A 16,666-nucleotide genomic window follows, 5' to 3' on the forward strand; every position below is an offset into this window, starting at 1 on the left:
CGCAGCGTGCTGGCGCCCCGCCCCACGCTCCGGCGTGCTGGCGACCTTAACTGGCGCGACGCGGCCAATCGGCGAAGCGGTTGCGAAACCAGGTCCGTTGCCGCTTGGCATATTGCTGGGTGGCGATCGTCGCCAGCCGCACCGCCTCTTCCTTGCTGCTGCGGCCCTCGAGCCAGTCGCCGATCTCGGGCACCCCGATAGCCTTCATCACCGGCAAGGAAGGGTCGAGCTCCTGGGCACGCAGCGCCTGCACTTCTTCCACTGCCCCGCTCTCGAACATCGCCGCAAACCGGCGCGCAATGCGCTCGCGCAACACCTGCCGGTCCGGATCAAGCACCATGCGCTCCACTTCAAACCCACCGAGCAGCGCCGCCTGCGGCGCATCCTGAAAGCTCGACAAGGTCCGCCCCGTCGCGCGCTTGACCGCCAGCGCCCGCGTCAGCCGCTGCGGATCGGCCACCCCGAGCCGGGCCGCACTCACCGGATCCTCTGCCTCCAGCAAAGCGAGCCTTCCGGCGGCGTCGAGCGCTTGAATCTCTTGTTGAACTTGAAGCACCAGTTCGGCCGCAATCGGGGGAATATCGGCGAATCCATTCAGCAGCGCATCGAAGTAAAGCCCTGTGCCGCCCACAAAAAACAGCGCCCGCTCCGGATCGATTTCCTCTGTCACTTGCCGCACCGCTCCCAGCCACTGGCCGGTGGAAAACCGGACCCGCGCCGGCACCACGCCATAGAGCCGATGCTCCGCCAGTGCCTCCTCATCGGCGCTCGGACGGGCCGTCACCACCCGCAAGGTGTCATAGACCTGCATGGCATCGGTATTGATGATCACGCCCCCCTGCGCCCGGGCAAGCTCGAGCGCCAAGGCCGACTTGCCGCTCGCGGTTGGACCCGCTATCAAAACGGCGCGCCTACGGCCCTTCACTCCCATCCCTCCCCGAGTTCGATACCAGCCATGCCGGTTCTTTGCCTTATCGCCAATCCCGCCGACTCCGAACTCGATCCAAGCTTGGCAGAAGCCGTCCTGCGTCAAACCGGAGGCGAGCTCAACTGGCTCAATCACGGCATTGCCTGCGAGATCATCGAGCCAAAGTCAACCGAAGCGCTGGAAGTCGCTCGCGCCGTCATCGGCACCCACGCCGTCGATGCCGCCCTCGTCCCCACCCAAGGCCGCCGCAAGCAGATCCTTCTCGCCGACATGGATTCCACCATGATCAACGAGGAATGCATCGACGAGCTCGCAGCCGCCCTCGGCATCAAGCCCCAGGTCGCCGAAATCACCGAGCGCGCCATGCGCGGCGAACTCGATTTTGCCCAGGCGCTCGACACCCGCGTCGCCTTGCTGAAGGGGCTCGAGCGCAAGGTCATCGAAGAGGTCCGGCGCGAAGCCATCACCCTCGCCCCCGGCGGCCGCGCCCTTGTGCAAACCATGAAAGCCTATGGCGCCTATACCGCCCTTGTCTCAGGCGGCTTCACCATCTTTGCCGATCATTTCGGCAAGCGCATCGGCTTCAATGAAGTGCTCGCCAATGTCCTGGAGTTCGATGGCGACCGCCTCACCGGCACGGTGCAAAAGCCCATTGTCGACAAGGACACCAAGCGCACCAAGCTCGAAGCCCTCGCCGCCGAGCGTGGGCTCTCCCTCAGCCAGACCATGGCTGTCGGCGATGGCGCCAATGATCTCGACATGATCCGCGCCGCTGGCATGGGCGTCGCCATCCACGCCAAGCCCGCCGTTGCGGCCGAAGCGGGCGTGCGGATCGATCATGGCGATCTCACCGCCCTCCTCTATCTGCAGGGCTATACCGACGAGGACATCGTACGCTAACCCGCCCGCCACCTGCCCAACAAAAAACCCCCGCCGCTGGCGGGGGTTTTCGTTTCGCTATCCGGTGCCGCTTAGGGCGTCGGAGCCGCAGCGGGAGCCGGAGCCGGAGCCGCCGGTGCTTCGGGGGCGGGCGCTGCCGCAGGGGCGGTCTCGCCTTCCACTGGCGGCGGCACATCCGTGCCCACGGTCGGTGCCAGCTCGGAGCCATCGTCCAGCGTCAGGCTGGGCGTAGTGGCATCCTCGATCCCGAGGCCATCAAGGGCTGGGCCCTCGCTGGTCGGCACGGCCGGAACCGGTACCGGTGCAATCGGGGGCGCAAGGTTCGGATTGGCTGCCGGCAATTCGCCATTCGAGCCGAAATACCGGAAGAACTCGCTTTCGGGCGACAGCACCATCGTCGTGCCCGTATTGGACAGCGCCGTCCGGTACGATTCCATCGAGCGATAGAACTCGAAGAACTCGGGATCCTGCCCATAGGCGGCAGCAAAGATCCGGTTCCGGTCGGCGTCACCCGTACCACGGATGATCTCGGCGTCACGCGTTGCAGCGGCCACGATTTCCACGGCCTGACGATCGGCAATGGCGCGCAGCGACTGGGCCTGCTCCTGGCCGCGAGCCCGCAGCAATGCGGCCTCCGCCAAACGCTCGGCGCGCATCCGCTCATAGGTCCGCTCGGACACTTCAGCGGCAAGGTCGGTGCGCAGGATACGCACATCAACCACTTCGATGCCCAGCTCCGCCATATCGGGACGGATCAGGTCACGGGCTTCCCGCATCATCTGCGGGCGCTGTTCGGACAGCGCCGCATTGAATTCACGCAAGCCATAAACCTGGCGCAGCGCTGCATCGAAGCGGGTGGCGATACGGCTTTCGGCAACCTGCAACTGGCCCAGCGCACGTTCACGGAACAGGCGCGGATCGGTGATCCGGTAGGTCAGGAACGCATCCACCTCGTAAAAGGCGCCGCCCGAAACCTGCACGGTCATGTCAGCAATATCCTGGCGCAGCAGCCGATCTTCGATGATCTGCACGCTATCCACGATATCGGTCGGGATCTTGAAATAGATGCCCGGTTCGGTGCGGATATCGGTGATCTGGCCAAAGCGCATCACGATAGCCTGGTCGCGCTCATTGACCACATAGATCGACGAGAACAACACATAAAGCGCGAGAACGACGGCAACGCCGATGACAATCAAACGGTTTTGCATGGCTTAGTTCCCGCTCGTCGTGGTGGGAGGAGTGGTCGGTGCAGTGCTGCGCGTACGCAGCTCAGGCAATGGCAGATATGGCACCACGCCCTGGCCGCCGGCCCCGCTTTCCATCAGCACCTTGTCGGAGCCGCCCAGCACTTCTTCCATGGTTTCAAGGAACAGGCGCTTGCGCGTCACTTCGGGCGCATTGACATATTCGGCGTAGATCGCGTTGAAGCGCTGTGCCTCACCGGTTGCTTCCTGCACCACGCGGTTGGTGTACGCGGCCGCATCTTCCCGCAGCGCCGCGGCCCGGCCTCGGGCATCGCCGAGAAGGGTGTTGGCATAGGAACGGGCTTCTTCCTGCAGGCGGTCTTCGTCCTGCTCGGCACGCTGCACTTCGTTGAAGGCATCGGCCACTTCGGCCGGCGGCGCGGCATTCTCGATCGAGATCCGGCCGACGCGAACGCCAATGCCGTAGCTGTCGAGAATGGCTTGGGTGATCTCCTGCACTTCAATGGCAATACCGGCACGGTCGTCGCGGAAAATGTCCTGGGCCGGACGACGGCCCACCACTTCGCGCATCGCGCTTTCGCCGGCATTGCGGACCATGTCTTCGGGGTCACGCACATTGAACAGATAGTCGATCGGGCTCGAAACCGACCACAGCACTGAAAAGCGCACATCGACGATGTTCTGGTCGCCCGAAAGCATCAGCCCATCATCGCCGCCCGTGCGTGAGCCCGAACCGCTAGCACCCGAGCCGCTGGCGCTGCCAATATCGGTCTGGTTCTCGGTAACCGTGACGCGTTCAACGGTTTCGATCGGCCACAGATGGAAATGCAGCCCTGGATTGGACAATTCTGGCTTGGGGGCACCGAACCGTAGTTCAACGCCCACTTCCTGCGGATCAACAGTATAGATGGAGTTCAGCGCCCAAAAGCCGATCACCAGCACAACACCGCCGATAATTGCCCAGCGTCCGCCGGGCAAACCACCCTGGAACCGGTCACGTCCGCGGTTGAGTATATCTTCAAGGTTTGGCGTGTTGCCTGGCCGACGTGGACCGCCGCCACCACCACCGCCACCGGGGGCTTGTCCCCACGGGCCGCCATTATTGCGGCCACCCCCGCCTCCATTACTCTCCCAGGGCATCATAATCCTTTCAGCCATCGTCGTTTACTTGCCGACCTATATAGGCAGGCACAGGGAACCGATCAATGAGCGCGCCCTTAACGACGGGCGTACACTTTGACGCGGTAGGCGGCCTCGTCATCGGCCGATGGGGCGATATCGGGTTCATCCACCACCACCCAAACATCGGGATCGATCGGGGGAAACAATATATCCCCCTCCGGCTCCAGCTCGACATGGCTGATGTAAAGCCGATCGGCGCGGTCCATCAGCTGGCGATAGATTTCCCCGCCTCCGATCACCATGATCTCATCGACGTCGTCGGCGCCAGCAATCTCGGCTGCCTTGGTCAACGCGGCTTCAAGAGTTGGCACCACAATCACGCCGGGTGGCCCAAAGTCCTGCCGGCGCGTGATGACAATATTGGTCCGCCCCGGCAGCGGCCGGCCCACTGTGTCATATTGCTTGCGGCCCATCACGATCGGCTTGCCCATCGTGCTGTCGCGGAAATAGGCAAAGTCCGATGGAATGCGCCAGGGAATGGTCTGGGCGCTGCCGATCACCCCATTGCGCGCCACGGCGGCAATCATTGCGATCTGGGCGCTCATGGCTGGCCCAACCTGGCCAAAGCCTCGCCATCCACCCGCACCTTGGTCCATTCATCCTGCATCACGCCACCCTGCCCCAGGTAAAAATCAATCGAAGGCTGGTTCCAGTCCAGCACCCACCATTCCAGCCGGCCTAGCTTCTCGGCGACACAGCGCTGCGCCAGGTGGCGCAACAGCGCCTTGCCAAGACCCTTCCCCCGCAACGCCGGATCCACGAACAGATCTTCGAGCCAGATGCCGTGTCGGCCCTGGAAGGTCGAATAAGTGTAAAACCAGAGCGCGAACCCCGCCGGCTTGCCGTCCCATTCGGCAACCTCGCAGAACACCCGCGGATTGGCACCAAAAAGGTCGCGCGCAATGTCCGCTTCGGTGGCAACCACCTCGTGCTCGAGCTTTTCGTAGCGCGCCAGATCCTTGATGAACCCGAGCACCAATGCTGCATCAGCCGGGGCGGCCGGCCGGATGCGCAGGCTCACGGCTGCGCCTCATGGCGCTGCAGGATCAGGATATCAAGCTCGCGCTGCGGCCAGTAATTGCTTGCTTCCATCTCGAAGGTGGTTGGCCCGATCTTGCGCACATCGGTGCCGCAGAACGACACCAGGTTTTCGGGCGCGCCCTTGTCGACCACAAGCCGGAACCGCTCGATCGCTCCGCCGGCCCAGTTGGAACCGGTCGAAACAATGTAGGAAATCCACCTTTCGGTGAAGGGTGCCGTCCAGGGCTCGCCGGGCTTGGCGGTCTTGAGCACCGCATTGCGGAAGGCCTCGTCTACACAATATTTGCGCTCATATTCCGCGGCAGGGTTGTAGTTGCCACCCGCCTCGTTGAGAAAGCTGATCCCTGCCGTCCCGCCGACGCTAGGCTTGTAGCGATGCACGACCTCAACGGTCGCCCGCGCGGGGAAAGTGGCTTCCCAGGTATAAGCCGCCCGCCAGGTCCAGTATGGCCGATGATGCAGCTCCCACCCTTTGCCCGCATCGAACTCGTCCGGGACCAGGAGCCCGAGATGCAACATTTCGGCAGTCGTCGCCTCGTCGAGCTCGTCTACCGCTTCGGTAGCCGTCTCCCCGAAGGGCAGCAAGGGAATTCCCCGCTTGCGCAAATAGTCGGTACGATCCACCCCCGCCGCAAAGGCATATTCATGCAGCTCCGCCTCGACCGGCACCCCATCGAACGTCGTTTCGAAGCGGAACGGGTTGTCTTCGGGACCATCGGGAAAGGCTACCGGCGACCACGGGTCAGCCGCAATATCGGGCATGGGAAAGGCCACCAGCACATCCTGGTCGACATCCCCATCATTGCGGAACTGGTAAACGACCCGAATCTCCTCGGCCGAGATGAACAGCTCTTCGCTCGCCATGGCGATGGAATTGTTGGACACGAACTCCAGCCCACCCGCGCCGATCACCGCCGAGGTGTCATTGGCCAGCGCCGGGGCCGTCGCCGCCACCCAACAAACAATGCCAATCCAGCGCATCGCAGACCCCTCTTTGCCGGGGACGGCCACGCCCCCGCACCCCGATAAACGCACCCTAGCCCGTCACGCGCAGCGGGGGAAGGAGCCCCTATACGGCAACGGCCGCTTTGATATGCGGATGCGGATCGTAGCCACTGATCGTCACATCCTCGAAGCGGAAGTCCTCGATCCGGGTCACCGCCGGGTTCAGCGTCAGGGTCGGCAATGGCCGCGGCTCACGCGTCAGCTGTAGCTGCGCCTGCTCCAAATGGTTGGAATAAAGATGCACATCGCCAAAGGTGTGCACGAAATCTCCCACCTCGAGCCCCGTAACCTGCGCCACCATATGGGTCAGCAAGGCATAGGAGGCGATGTTGAACGGCACGCCCAAAAACGTGTCCGCCGAGCGCTGATACAGCTGGCAGCTCAATTTGCCATTGGCCACATAGAACTGGAACAAGCAGTGGCAGGGCGGCAAGGCCATCTCATCCACTTCAGCCGGGTTCCAGGCCGAAACGATATGGCGCCGGGAATCGGGCTTGGTGCGGATGGATTCGATGACGGCGCCGAGCTGGTCGATCTTGCGCCCATCGGGCGCCGGCCAGCTGCGCCATTGCGAGCCGTAAACCGGACCGAGATCGCCGTTCTCGTCGGCCCACTCGTCCCAAATCTTGACCCCGTGCTCCTGCAGCCAGCGTACATTGGTATCGCCGCGGATGAACCACAGCAGCTCATAGATGATGGATTTGAGATGCAGCTTCTTGGTGGTGACGAGCGGAAAGCCCTCCGCCAGGTTGAACCGCATCTGGTAGCCGAACAGCGAGCGCGTGCCAGTGCCGGTCCGGTCGCCCTTGTCGACGCCGTGCTCGAGGATGTCGGATAAAAGCTTGAGATAAGGCTGCATGCCCCCAGCCTAGCCGATTCCGGGGCGGCGCGCCTGCCCGTCGCCTCACTTTTCCCCGGGAGCTTCTGCCCTTTGGCGGAGCGGCGGGAGTAGCCTAGTACCGCCGCTGCTGCTGTCTTTGCGTGTCAGCAGTCTCGGTCTAGCATTGGCTGAAAGGAGCAGCGCCATGGCCATCCCTGTTATCGCTTCAAGCCTGCGCCTCCCCGCGCCTTTTCAAAGGCCAGCGGGCGAGCAGAAGGAAATGGCACGGTGAGCCCAAGGCTGCGTCCTTTACGGGCGCGCGAGGAGATGCCCGAGTTTGTCCGCGAAGCTCTGGAGCAACGGGGCTTGCGGGACAAATACGACGCCCGCCCGCCCTATCAGCGGAACGACTACCTGCTGTGGATCAACAAGGTGAAGCGTCCCGAAACCAAGCAAAAGCACCTCGAGCAGATGCTCGACGAACTCGAACGCGGCGGCGTTTACATGGGGATGCGCTGGAATGGCTAGACCGCCGGCTGCACCTGTTCGGTCACCACCTCGAAGCCCGACAGGGTGCCCGGCCCGAACTGGGTCGACAGCGCCACATCGGTGGCATCGCGGCCGATCCCCATCAGCACGCGCCCGATCCGGGGCGTATTGTGCCGCGCATCGGCGGTGTACCAGTGCCCGCCCAGGTACACCTCGAACCACGCGGAAAAATCCATCGGCGCCGGATTGGGCGGAACCCCGATATCGCCCAGATAGCCCGTGCAATAGCGCGCCGGTATATTCATGCAGCGGCAAAGAGTGAGCGCCAGATGCGCAAAATCGCGGCACACGCCCACATGCCCCTGATACGCGCCGAAAGCGCTGCGCGTGCGGTCGGCCTGCCCGTAATCAAACCGGATATGGTTGTGCACCCAATCCAGGATTGCCTGCACCCGCGGCCAGCCTGGCTCGGTAGCGCCGAACAACTCCCAAGCCACCGGCGTCAGCAAATCGGTTTCGCAATAGCGCGAACCCAAGAGGTAGACGAGCGCTTCGTCCGGCAATTCCTCGATTGCGTGCTGATGTGCAGTGGCAGGCACCACATCGGGCAAGCCGGTATCGAACACCCAGAACTCGGTTGAAATGGTCAGCTGCCCCGCCGGGGCAACGATCCTGGTGCAGGAATTGCCAAAGCCATCAAGGTAGTCCCATGCGTCCACCGGCCGTGAAAACACCAGAATCTGCTCGCTCAGCAAATCGGCCCGGCGTGATGGATGCACATGCAGGCAAAGCAGCATGGGCGTAGGTTGGGGACACTGGTAGCTGAGGGTGAAGCCGGCCTTGATCTGCATCGTCTGCACTCCGGGCTTTTGCCGCACCAGTGTGACACAGGCCCGCGCAAACACCAAGGCCTGCGGATGTTGCAGCCTTTTTCCATCAAGCCATTTGCATCGGGCGGGAGCGCGTCCTATATATGTCGTGCTCGCAAGAGCTATGGCGATAAACTGCCATCGTAATAAACCTTTCGGACCCGGGGGCAGTACCCGGCGCCTCCACCATCTACCCTCCCCGCGAGAGTAGCCAATGGGGGCGAAACAGGATCGACGAGGGCGTAAAGGGTGTGTTTTCGCTCGGTGAGGTACCACCGTTATCGGTCCAAAACTTATAGTTGCAAATGACAACCATAAGGCTCCAGTCGCTCTCGCTGCGTAAGCAGCGCTAGTACTGGGAATCTAAGTCCTCCAGCCCTAGCCGGCTGACAGGCGGGGTCCGCAGGCACCTGGCAACAGAAGCCTGCACTTCCCTCCCCGCTTATCGCCGCAGCTTTTGCCTTTGTCCTTGAATTCTCAGGGAACGTGAGGCTGATATGGGCCGTTCTGAATCGACACCAGCCGGAAACTATCGATATGGCCGAAGATCACCTGCGCTACGACATTCTCGCCCAGGAGGCACTGCGCGGCGTCGTGCGCAAAGTCCTGGCAGAAGTGGCCAAGACCGGCCTGCCAGGCGATCATCACTTCTTTATCTCCTTTGTCACTCGCGCCCCCGGCGTGCGCCTGAGCGAAAAGCTCCTGGCGCAGTACGACAAGGAAATGACCATCGTCATCCAGAACCAGTATTGGGACCTCAAGGTCACCGAAACCGGCTTCGAGGTCGGCCTGAGTTTTGATGGCCAGCCCGAACTGCTCGTCATTCCCTTTGCCGCGATAAAGGGGTTCTTCGACCCCTCCGTGCAGTTTGGCCTCAACTTCGATCCCACGACGGCACCCGCCGGTGCCACGGCCGACGAGATTGCCGAGGCGCGGGAAACGGCTGCCACTGATCAGCCCGCCGCCGACGGCGAAGCCACGGGCGAAAAGGTCATCAGCCTCGACGCCTTCCGCAAGAAGCCCTGATTGGGGCGGTGCAGAAGCGCTCCCTGTCCATTGCCGGCCACCGCACCAGCATCGCGCTTGAACCCGAGTTCTGGGCGGTGCTCGAGCAGATGGCCGCACAATCCGGGCAAAGCCTTGCCGGGCTCGTCAAATCGGTCGACGAAACCCGCCACACCACCAATTTGTCTTCGGCCTTGCGTCTCGCCGCCCTGGCGTGGCTGCAGGAGCGCATTCCGGCTACCGATTAGCGGCCGAAACTCGCGCCCGGCAGCACCTGCAGCGGCGTAAACTCGAGATTGAGCGGCCCTTGCGGCAAAGCCGGTGGCTCCTCCTCAACAGGCTCCTGCGCCGCCTCTGCCTCTGCCTCTGCTTCGGCTTTAAGGCGCTGCCGCTCGGCCTCTTCTTCAGCCAGCCGCTCCGCTTCCGCTGCTTCCTCGGCCAGGCGCGCCGCTTCCTCGGCGGCCCGTTGCTGGCGCTGCTGCTCGATCAGCCTGTTGCGCGCTTCTGCCGCCGCACGCTGCCGCTCGGCATCCTCGATGCGCAAGGCTTCGAGCCGGTCCACCTCGATCTCATTGGCCCGCACCTGGATCGCGCCTACCATCGGCTCGAGGTCAAGCCGCACTTCCGGCGCCCCGATTGTCCCCGCGATCGCGGTAAAGATCTGGCTGGTGTCGTCGCGCACCAGCCCCTGCGGATCAACAAAGCCCTTCGGCGTGAGTGCAAACCGCCCCTGCAGCGCCAGCGTGCGCAGATCAAGGTCAACGCTGCCCGCCAGCCGCGCCGTCGGGTTTTCCGCGAGGAGATTGCCCAGCCGGACCACCCCGCCCGCAATGGTGAATGCGCCAGTGACGCTGGGCGCCCGGAACGGCCCCTCGCCCAGCGCGATCCCCATCAGCGTCGTCAGCGTTTCGGGCGGCGTCTCCAGCACATCCTCGAGCCCTGCCACAGTGCCGAACACATCGGGGTCGAGTCCGGCCGCAGTGAAATCGGCAAGGGTGAAATTGCCCTCGCCCGCCAGGCTTTCCGCAACCCCGGCCAGGCTCGCACCCGTGCCCTCGAACTGCACGCCGCCATCGAGCCTGCCACCGAGCACTGATGCCAGCCCGGCCGGCGCCAGGCCAGCCAGGTCAACCCCCGCCACCGACAATCGCCCGGTGACGGTCTTGTCGGCCAGCGCCCCCGAGCAACACACCGCGCCATCGAGCCGCACTTCGCCATTCCCCGCGCGCGCCGTAAAGCCCGCCAGGCGCAAACGGTTGTCGTCCCAGGCCAGCTCCCAGCCCGCATCGCGCAGCAACGGGGCACCCCCGGCAGAAATGGCCTCCGCGGTGACCCGCACCGAGCCCCGCGTCCCGCGCCCACCAGAGCCCGCACTGATCGGCCCTTCGGGCCAGGCGCTATCCGCCCCCACCAGCGCCGCCGGTCCAAACACCGTCGCCGCAATCCCCTCAACGCTCGCCGCCTCGAGGGTCAGCTCCCCCTCCAGCGCCGCCGCATCGCCTGTTCGTGTCCGCGTCAGCGTGCCCGAAAAGCCGGCGTTCCCAGCCTGGCCGCCGATGTCGCTCAGGGCCACCACGCGCTCGCCTTCGAACCGCAATTGCGCCCCGACACTTACGCCCGGCAGACTCACCGCATCGGCGCCCACCACCTGCGCCAGCCCACTGGCATCCTCGAGCGCGAGCTCGATGCGCCCATCGCCCAGCAACTCGCCCGTGTCGCCCAGCGCGACATCACCGTTGAAGCTCACGCGTTCCTCGCCCAGGCTCGCATTGAGCCCAAGGGTAAAGCCGTTCTCGGCGTTGCCCTGCAGCCCTGCCACCACCAGTGCCGAGCCGCTGCCGCTGAACACCACCGCATCACCGAGCCCCAGCTGCCGCGTCAGCGCCTCGGTATCCGTGCTTTCGAGATTGGCTTGCAGGCGCACTGGCGCCGACAGCGCCCCGTTGAGCCCACCCGACAATTCCGCCCGCCCATGCAGCGCCGCCGTCCCGAGCGTGCCGTCCAGGGTCAGCGATTGCGCGCCCCCTTCGACGGGCTCCGCCAGATCGAAGCGCAGATCAGCGGGGGCCGAACCCGCCAGCCATTGCCGCCAACCCTCCGGCACCGCCAGCAGGTCGTAAACGGCACGCAGCGCCGGCGCATCGGCCGCCGCAATCTGCACGCTGCCATTCCCGCTGATCATCGGTTCCGTCAAACTCCCTGCCAGCTGCAATTGGGCATCCAGCCCCACGCCCCCCAGGTCAGCTGCCGCGAGCCGCTCCAGCCGCAATTGCCCTGGCGACCACTCGCCTTGCGCCTGCAGATCGCGTCCCGCCTGCCCCAGCACTTCGGCGCTGCGGGCATTCACGGCAAAACTGCCTTCGGGAAAGCTGTTGCCGAATTGCGGTTCATTGCCGATGCCCGGCAGCAGCGCCGCCAAAATCGCGCTGCCCTGGCCACCGAGCTCACCCAGCTGCGCCACCACGTCGAGCCGCGGTTCCTCGCCGAACCCGATCCGCATTTCGAGCCCATGCACCTGCCCGTCCAGGGTCAGCCGCCCTCCGGTCAGCCCCAACGCGTCGGGACCCAGGATCACCCGGGCCGCGAGCGAGCCCGGCTGGTTGAACAGCGGATTGTCTTCGGCTGGCTTGCGCCACAGCCGCGCCAGCGCATCGAGCCTTTGGCTGGTCAGTGCCAGCTCGCCCGTGAACACGGGCTGGTCCCCTTCGCCCGTCACCATTCCCTGCGCGCGCAACTCGGTTTCCCCCGGCAGGCGCGCGATCAGTTGCTCGATGCGCCATTCGCTGCCATCGCTGCGCGCATCGAGCCGCAAATTGCGTAAGGCGAAGCCGCGCAAGCCCACCTCTGCCAGATCAACCCCGATCCGACCAGGCAGCTGCGGCACCGGTGCCGCGGGCAATTCCCCCAGTATCCGCACCAGTTCATAAGGCAGATCAGCAGTGTTTTCGGAAGCGTCGCGCGGGGGCAGTGCAAATACGCCCCCCGAAATCACAGCATCGAAACTGCGCTGCGCGCCCAGCTGGATGCTGGCCGCGCCAGTCAGCCGCGTTCCCGCCCGCGTCTCGTCAGGCTGCAAGGTGTAACCGGACAAGACGATCCGGTCGGCAGACCCGCTGACGGGGCTTTCAAACACCAGATCGCCATGGATCGCATCGGCGTTTTCGCCCGCTGGCGGGGTCTGTCGATATACCAGCCGGCCATCCAGCTTGGGCGCCATGCCACCGAGCAGCACGCCCTCAAGGCTCAGCGAGGAGGTGCGATCCACCGGCTCGAGATAAAAGCTCACCCGGCTGCTGCCATCGCTTTCGGGCACCGCAGCGTTGAACCGCAAGGCATAGCGGCGATCAGCGTAATCGGCATTGCCCTGAAACTGGAACGGCCCTGAAAAACTCGCCAGGCGCAATTCGCCATCAAGATCGTCGAGCACGAAGTTGTCGCCGGCGCGCCGGTCAGCCAGGCGAATCGTTGCATCCACGATGCTCGCCTGCTGCAACGCCACGGCCGAGCGATCACCCGAAACATCGACGCCGCTGCCAAACAACCCGCTTTCATCCACGGTGAAGTCGATCACCGGTTCGCGCAGCACCAGCCGGGTGACATTGTAGTTGTCCCGCAGGAAATCCATCAGCGAGAATTCAGCTTCGACCGAGCCAACCGTCGCGGCCGGCTCCTCGGGGGAACCCACCAGCACATCGGAAAATTCGAGGCGCGGATTGGGCAACAGGCTGAAGGCGATGTCGCCACGCACCGTCACAGGAGTGCCGAGCACGCTTGTGGCCAACTCTTCCATCCGCCCGCGATAATCGCTCCAGCGGATGAAATAGGGTGCGATGAATGCGCCGGCGAGCACGATGATCGCCAGGGTACCGATGATGATATAGATGCGATTCAGCACGGCGCGTGTTCACCCGGTGTTCGCAGCGGAGTTTAGGCAAGCCCGCGCCTCGCGCAACCCCGCCTGCCCCCGCATATCAGCGCATTCGCGCCTTTGGCGAGCCTTGCTTGTCGCTGAGGCGGTAAAAGGGCTGAAGGATGGCCCGCGAAAGGGCAAATCGGCCCCAATAAGGCCGTGCTGCCCGGCGATGGACAATGCCGCGTTCTATACACCGGCGCCCTGCGCACCTATATTGCGGTGAGAACAAATCAAGATTCGTCAATCCTCGCGCCGCGCCGCACGATGGCGCCCGGCGATGGAAAGCAACTCGATGCCCGCTGAAGCTCACGACCATGACCGCCCCGCCCCCGGGCCGATCACCAGCCAGCTGCGCCGCGCCGCCGCGCCAGATTATCTGTCCGGGCTCAATCCCGAACAGCGCGAAGCGGTGGTCTCGACCGAAGGCCCGCTTCTCGTGCTCGCGGGCGCCGGCACCGGCAAGACGCGCGTTCTGACCACGCGCATCGCCCATATCCTCAACCAGCGCATGGCCTGGGGCAGCCAAATCCTCGCGGTGACCTTCACCAACAAGGCCGCCGCGGAAATGAAGCGGCGCATCCACGACATTGTCCCCAGCCTGGATGGACTGCCCTGGATGGGCACGTTCCACTCGGTCTCGGCGCGAATCCTGCGCGCCCATGCCGAACTGGTGGACCTCAAGCCCCAATTCACCATTCTCGATACCGATGATCAGATCCGGCTGATCAAGCAGTTGCTGGCCGCAGAGAATATCGATGAGAAGCGCTGGCCCGCCCGCCAGTTTGCCGGCATGCTCGACGCCTGGAAAAATCGCGGCTGGCTGCCCAAGGACGTGCCGGCTGCCGAAAGCGGCTTTTACGCCAATGGCAAGGGCGGCAAGCTCTACTATGACTATCAGTCCCGGTTGAAGACGCTCAACGCGGCCGATTTCGGCGATCTGCTGCTCGAATGCATTCGCCTGTTCCGCGAAAACCCTGAAGTGCTGGCCGAGTACCATCGCAAGTTCAAATACATGCTGGTGGACGAATACCAGGACAGCAACACCGCCCAATATCTCTGGCTGCGCCTGCTGGCCCAAGGCAAGCCGGCGCCCGAAGCCAATATCTGTGTCGTGGGTGACGACGACCAGTCCATCTATGGCTGGCGTGGCGCCGAGGTGGACAACATCCTGCGCTTTGAAAGCGATTTCCCCGGCGCCAAGGTGATCAAGCTTGAGCGCAATTATCGCTCCACCGCCAATATCCTCAAGGCCGCGTCGACCCTGATCGCCTTCAACGAAGGCCGCCTGGGCAAGACGCTCCACACCGATATTGCCGAAGGCGGCGAGCTCGTGTCCTTCACTCAGGTCTACGACAGCGAGGAAGAAGCGCGCACGGTCGGCGAGGAGATCGAGCAGTACCAGCGCGCCGGTGAGCCGCTCAATTCAATGGCGATCCTCGTGCGCGCCTCCTTCCAGATGCGCGAGTTCGAAGAGCGCTTCATCACCCTCGGGCTCAACTATCGCGTCGTGGGCGGTCCGCGCTTTTACGAGCGCAAGGAAATCCGCGACGCCCTCGCTTATCTCAGGCTCGTCGCGCAACCCGCCGACGACCTCGCCTTCGAGCGCATCATCAACGTGCCCAAGCGTGGCCTTGGGGATTCCACGGTCAACATGCTGACCGCGGCGGCCCGCCACCAGCGCATCCCGCTGCTCCAGGCAACACGCATGATGGTGCAAACCGAGGAACTCAAGCCCAAGCAGCGCACCACGTTGCGCAGCCTTGTCACCCAGTTCGAGGATTGGGCCTATCGCTCCCAAAGCCTGCCGCCCTACCAGCTGGTCGAGCAGATCCTCGAGGAAAGCGGCTATATGGACATGCTCGCGGCCGACCGGTCGGCCGAATCCGACGGGCGCAAGGAAAACCTCAAGGAACTCAGCCGCTCCATGGAAGAGTTCGAAACCCTGGGCGGTTTTCTCGAACACATCTCGCTCGTCATGGAGCGCGACAGCGTTGAGGCGACCGATGCGGTCACCATCATGACCCTCCATTCCGCCAAGGGGCTCGAATTCGACACTGTGTTCCTGCCCGGCTGGGAGGATGGCACCTTCCCCAGCCAGCGCTCCATGGACGAATCCGGTCGCGCCGGGCTCGAGGAAGAACGGCGCCTGGGCTATGTCGGCATTACCCGCGGCCGCAAGCGCGTGCGCATTTCGGCCGCCCAGAACCGGCGCATCCACGGCCTCTGGCAATCGGCCATCCCGTCGCGCTTCATCGACGAACTGCCTGCCGACGCCGTTGAAGTCACCGACCGCGGCTCCGCTTATGGCGGCTATGGCTATGGCGGGGGCGCGAGCTCGCGCTTCAACAAGGCCGACCCGTTCGAAAGCGTCTATCAGACCCCCGGCTGGCAGCGCGCCCGCGCCCAGCAGGCCAGTCGCAAGGGCGGCGGCCCCACCACCATCGAGGGTGAACTGGTCGCCCGCTCGGTGGATCTGGGCTCAAGCTCGGCCTATGCCGCCGGCGAGCGCGTCTTCCACCTTAAGTTCGGCTACGGCCTCATCACCGATATCGAGGGCAACAAGCTGACCATCGAGTTCGAAAAAGCGGGCCGCAAGAAAGTGCTCGATAGCTTCATCAAAAAGGGCTGACCGTCATGATCGTTTCCACCACCCCCACGCTCGAAGGCCGCCCGATCCGCGAATATCGCGGCATTGTCACCGGCGAGGTGATCGTGGGCGCCAATGTGTTCAAGGACCTTTTTGCCGGCATCCGCGACTTTGTCGGCGGCCGCTCGGGCGCTTATGAATCCACCCTCCGCCAGGCGCGCGAACAGGCCTTCGAGGAACTGCGCGACGAAGCCCGCCGCCTCGGCGCCGATGCCGTGGTGGGCGTCGATATCGACTATGAAGTTGTCGGCGACAGCGGCTCGATGCTGATGGTCTCGGTCTCGGGCACCGCGGTCAAGCTCTAGTCCTCGGCCGCCACCGTCTGCGGCAGCAGCCCCACGCCCCCGAGCGGCTCGGTTTCGAACCGCTCGCCAAACCCCGCAATGATCGGCCGCGCCCGCGCAATCATCTGTTGCACGCGCGGCAGCTGCAGCGAAGCGGCGTGGCTATCCTTGTTATCCCACACCTCGGTGACCCAGATCCCGTCCGTGCTCGCCGGATCGATGGCGACCACATAGCTCAGGCACCCCGGCATCCGCGCATTGCCCTCCATCAGGATTTCCAGCAAGTCCACCCGCTTGCCCGGTGCCGCCAGAAGCTTTCCGATCAACCCGTACATGGTATTTTCCTCCCCAACCCCCTAGAAGGGCACCATCGCC

General features: G+C 64.1%; 16 protein-coding genes and 1 other RNA gene. 7 read left to right on the forward strand and 10 right to left on the reverse strand.

All coding sequences use genetic code 11. From position 1 onward, the window contains the following. Positions 1-46 precede the first annotated feature (46 nt). Positions 47-931 (reverse strand): tRNA (adenosine(37)-N6)-dimethylallyltransferase MiaA, encoded by an 885-nt coding sequence (gene miaA, locus ELX51_RS10845; protein ID WP_127753531.1) that lies wholly within the window; start codon positions 929-931, stop codon positions 47-49. 24 nt (positions 932-955) lie between these two features. On the opposite strand from miaA, the gene serB reads away from it, so the two are divergent. Next, positions 956-1,828: a phosphoserine phosphatase SerB gene (gene serB / locus ELX51_RS10850; protein ID WP_127753532.1), complete on the forward strand. Its 873-nt coding sequence runs from the start codon at positions 956-958 to the stop codon at positions 1,826-1,828. Between the two features lie 71 nt (positions 1,829-1,899). Here the strand turns inward: serB and ELX51_RS10855 are convergent, their stop codons facing one another. The 6 genes from ELX51_RS10855 to ELX51_RS10880 form a co-directional block, all read right to left on the reverse strand. After that, entirely contained in the window at positions 1,900-3,039 is a 1,140-nt protein-coding gene (locus tag ELX51_RS10855) for a protease modulator HflC (RefSeq protein WP_127753533.1), read from the reverse strand. A 3-nt stretch (positions 3,040-3,042) separates the two neighbouring features. Next, a complete protein-coding gene (gene hflK, locus ELX51_RS10860; protein WP_127755255.1) occupies positions 3,043-4,176 on the reverse strand; it encodes an FtsH protease activity modulator HflK in 1,134 nt (377 codons plus the stop codon). A gap of 77 nt (positions 4,177-4,253) precedes the next feature. Further along, positions 4,254-4,763, reverse strand: a complete 510-nt coding sequence (locus ELX51_RS10865) for a dihydrofolate reductase (RefSeq protein WP_127753534.1) — start codon at positions 4,761-4,763, stop codon at positions 4,254-4,256. Then, on the reverse strand, positions 4,760-5,239 hold the full coding sequence (locus ELX51_RS10870; RefSeq protein WP_127753535.1) for a GNAT family N-acetyltransferase: 480 nt from the start codon (positions 5,237-5,239) through the stop codon (positions 4,760-4,762). The genes ELX51_RS10865 and ELX51_RS10870 overlap by 4 nt, the downstream gene beginning before the upstream one ends. Continuing rightward, complete coding sequence (locus ELX51_RS10875; protein WP_127753536.1) at positions 5,236-6,240, reverse strand: DUF4424 domain-containing protein; 1,005 nt, start codon at positions 6,238-6,240, stop codon at positions 5,236-5,238. Before ELX51_RS10875 ends, ELX51_RS10870 begins: the two co-directional genes overlap by 4 nt. Before the next feature lie 88 nt (positions 6,241-6,328). Beyond that, entirely contained in the window at positions 6,329-7,123 is a 795-nt protein-coding gene (locus tag ELX51_RS10880) for a thymidylate synthase (protein WP_127753537.1), read from the reverse strand. 288 nt (positions 7,124-7,411) lie between these two features. On the opposite strand from ELX51_RS10880, the gene ELX51_RS10885 reads away from it, so the two are divergent. Further along, on the forward strand, positions 7,412-7,612 hold the full coding sequence (locus tag ELX51_RS10885) for a YdeI/OmpD-associated family protein (RefSeq protein ID WP_127753538.1): 201 nt from the start codon (positions 7,412-7,414) through the stop codon (positions 7,610-7,612). Here the strand turns inward: ELX51_RS10885 and ELX51_RS10890 are convergent. After that, on the reverse strand, positions 7,609-8,424 hold the full coding sequence (locus tag ELX51_RS10890) for a transglutaminase family protein (protein WP_127753539.1): 816 nt from the start codon (positions 8,422-8,424) through the stop codon (positions 7,609-7,611). The two genes, ELX51_RS10885 and ELX51_RS10890, sit on opposite strands and share 4 nt — an antisense overlap. A gap of 90 nt (positions 8,425-8,514) precedes the next feature. Here ELX51_RS10890 and ssrA point away from each other — a divergent pair. The 3 genes from ssrA (at position 8,515) to ELX51_RS10905 (ending at position 9,695) form a co-directional block, all read left to right on the forward strand. Continuing rightward, positions 8,515-8,873, forward strand: a transfer-messenger RNA (tmRNA) gene (gene ssrA, locus ELX51_RS10895). 106 nt (positions 8,874-8,979) lie between these two features. After that, entirely contained in the window at positions 8,980-9,468 is a 489-nt protein-coding gene (locus ELX51_RS10900) for an SspB family protein (RefSeq protein ID WP_127753540.1), read from the forward strand. 8 nt (positions 9,469-9,476) lie between these two features. Continuing rightward, the gene (locus ELX51_RS10905; RefSeq protein ID WP_206524614.1) at positions 9,477-9,695 is read left to right on the forward strand and encodes a ribbon-helix-helix domain-containing protein; all 219 of its coding nucleotides are present in this window, start codon (positions 9,477-9,479) and stop codon (positions 9,693-9,695) included. Here ELX51_RS10905 and ELX51_RS10910 read toward each other — a convergent pair. Continuing rightward, positions 9,692-13,342: an AsmA-like C-terminal region-containing protein gene (locus ELX51_RS10910; RefSeq protein WP_127753542.1), complete on the reverse strand. Its 3,651-nt coding sequence runs from the start codon at positions 13,340-13,342 to the stop codon at positions 9,692-9,694. The two genes, ELX51_RS10905 and ELX51_RS10910, sit on opposite strands and share 4 nt — an antisense overlap. A gap of 310 nt (positions 13,343-13,652) precedes the next feature. Here ELX51_RS10910 and ELX51_RS10915 point away from each other — a divergent pair, with 310 nt between their 5' ends. After that, a complete protein-coding gene (locus ELX51_RS10915; protein ID WP_248305095.1) occupies positions 13,653-15,989 on the forward strand; it encodes a UvrD-helicase domain-containing protein in 2,337 nt (778 codons plus the stop codon). Positions 15,990-15,994: 5 nt separating this feature from the next. After that, positions 15,995-16,312 carry a heavy metal-binding domain-containing protein gene (locus tag ELX51_RS10920; RefSeq protein WP_127753544.1) on the forward strand — a complete coding sequence of 106 codons (318 nt, stop codon included), beginning with the start codon at positions 15,995-15,997 and terminating at the stop codon, positions 16,310-16,312. Here the strand turns inward: ELX51_RS10920 and ELX51_RS10925 are convergent. Then, on the reverse strand, positions 16,309-16,626 hold the full coding sequence (locus ELX51_RS10925; protein WP_127753545.1) for a putative quinol monooxygenase: 318 nt from the start codon (positions 16,624-16,626) through the stop codon (positions 16,309-16,311). The two genes, ELX51_RS10920 and ELX51_RS10925, sit on opposite strands and share 4 nt — an antisense overlap. Between the last annotated feature and the right edge of the window lie 40 nt (positions 16,627-16,666).

This window comes from Devosia sp. 1566, from assembly GCF_004005995.1.
Lineage (GTDB): Bacteria > Pseudomonadota > Alphaproteobacteria > Rhizobiales > Devosiaceae > Devosia.

Coding starts and splice junctions, on each gene's coding strand:
- miaA (WP_127753531.1), bottom strand. CDS start 931: ATGGGAGTGAAGGGCCGTAGGCGCGCCGTTTTGATAGCGGGTCCAACC.
- serB (WP_127753532.1), top strand. CDS start 956: ATGCCGGTTCTTTGCCTTATCGCCAATCCCGCCGACTCCGAACTCGAT.
- ELX51_RS10855 (WP_127753533.1), bottom strand. CDS start 3,039: ATGCAAAACCGTTTGATTGTCATCGGCGTTGCCGTCGTTCTCGCGCTT.
- hflK (WP_127755255.1), bottom strand. CDS start 4,176: ATGCCCTGGGAGAGTAATGGAGGCGGGGGTGGCCGCAATAATGGCGGC.
- ELX51_RS10865 (WP_127753534.1), bottom strand. CDS start 4,763: ATGAGCGCCCAGATCGCAATGATTGCCGCCGTGGCGCGCAATGGGGTG.
- ELX51_RS10875 (WP_127753536.1), bottom strand. CDS start 6,240: ATGCGCTGGATTGGCATTGTTTGTTGGGTGGCGGCGACGGCCCCGGCG.
- ELX51_RS10880 (WP_127753537.1), bottom strand. CDS start 7,123: ATGCAGCCTTATCTCAAGCTTTTATCCGACATCCTCGAGCACGGCGTC.
- ELX51_RS10885 (WP_127753538.1), top strand. CDS start 7,412: ATGCCCGAGTTTGTCCGCGAAGCTCTGGAGCAACGGGGCTTGCGGGAC.
- ELX51_RS10890 (WP_127753539.1), bottom strand. CDS start 8,424: ATGCAGATCAAGGCCGGCTTCACCCTCAGCTACCAGTGTCCCCAACCT.
- ELX51_RS10900 (WP_127753540.1), top strand. CDS start 8,980: ATGGCCGAAGATCACCTGCGCTACGACATTCTCGCCCAGGAGGCACTG.
- ELX51_RS10915 (WP_248305095.1), top strand. CDS start 13,653: ATGCCCGCTGAAGCTCACGACCATGACCGCCCCGCCCCCGGGCCGATC.
- ELX51_RS10920 (WP_127753544.1), top strand. CDS start 15,995: ATGATCGTTTCCACCACCCCCACGCTCGAAGGCCGCCCGATCCGCGAA.
- ELX51_RS10925 (WP_127753545.1), bottom strand. CDS start 16,626: ATGTACGGGTTGATCGGAAAGCTTCTGGCGGCACCGGGCAAGCGGGTG.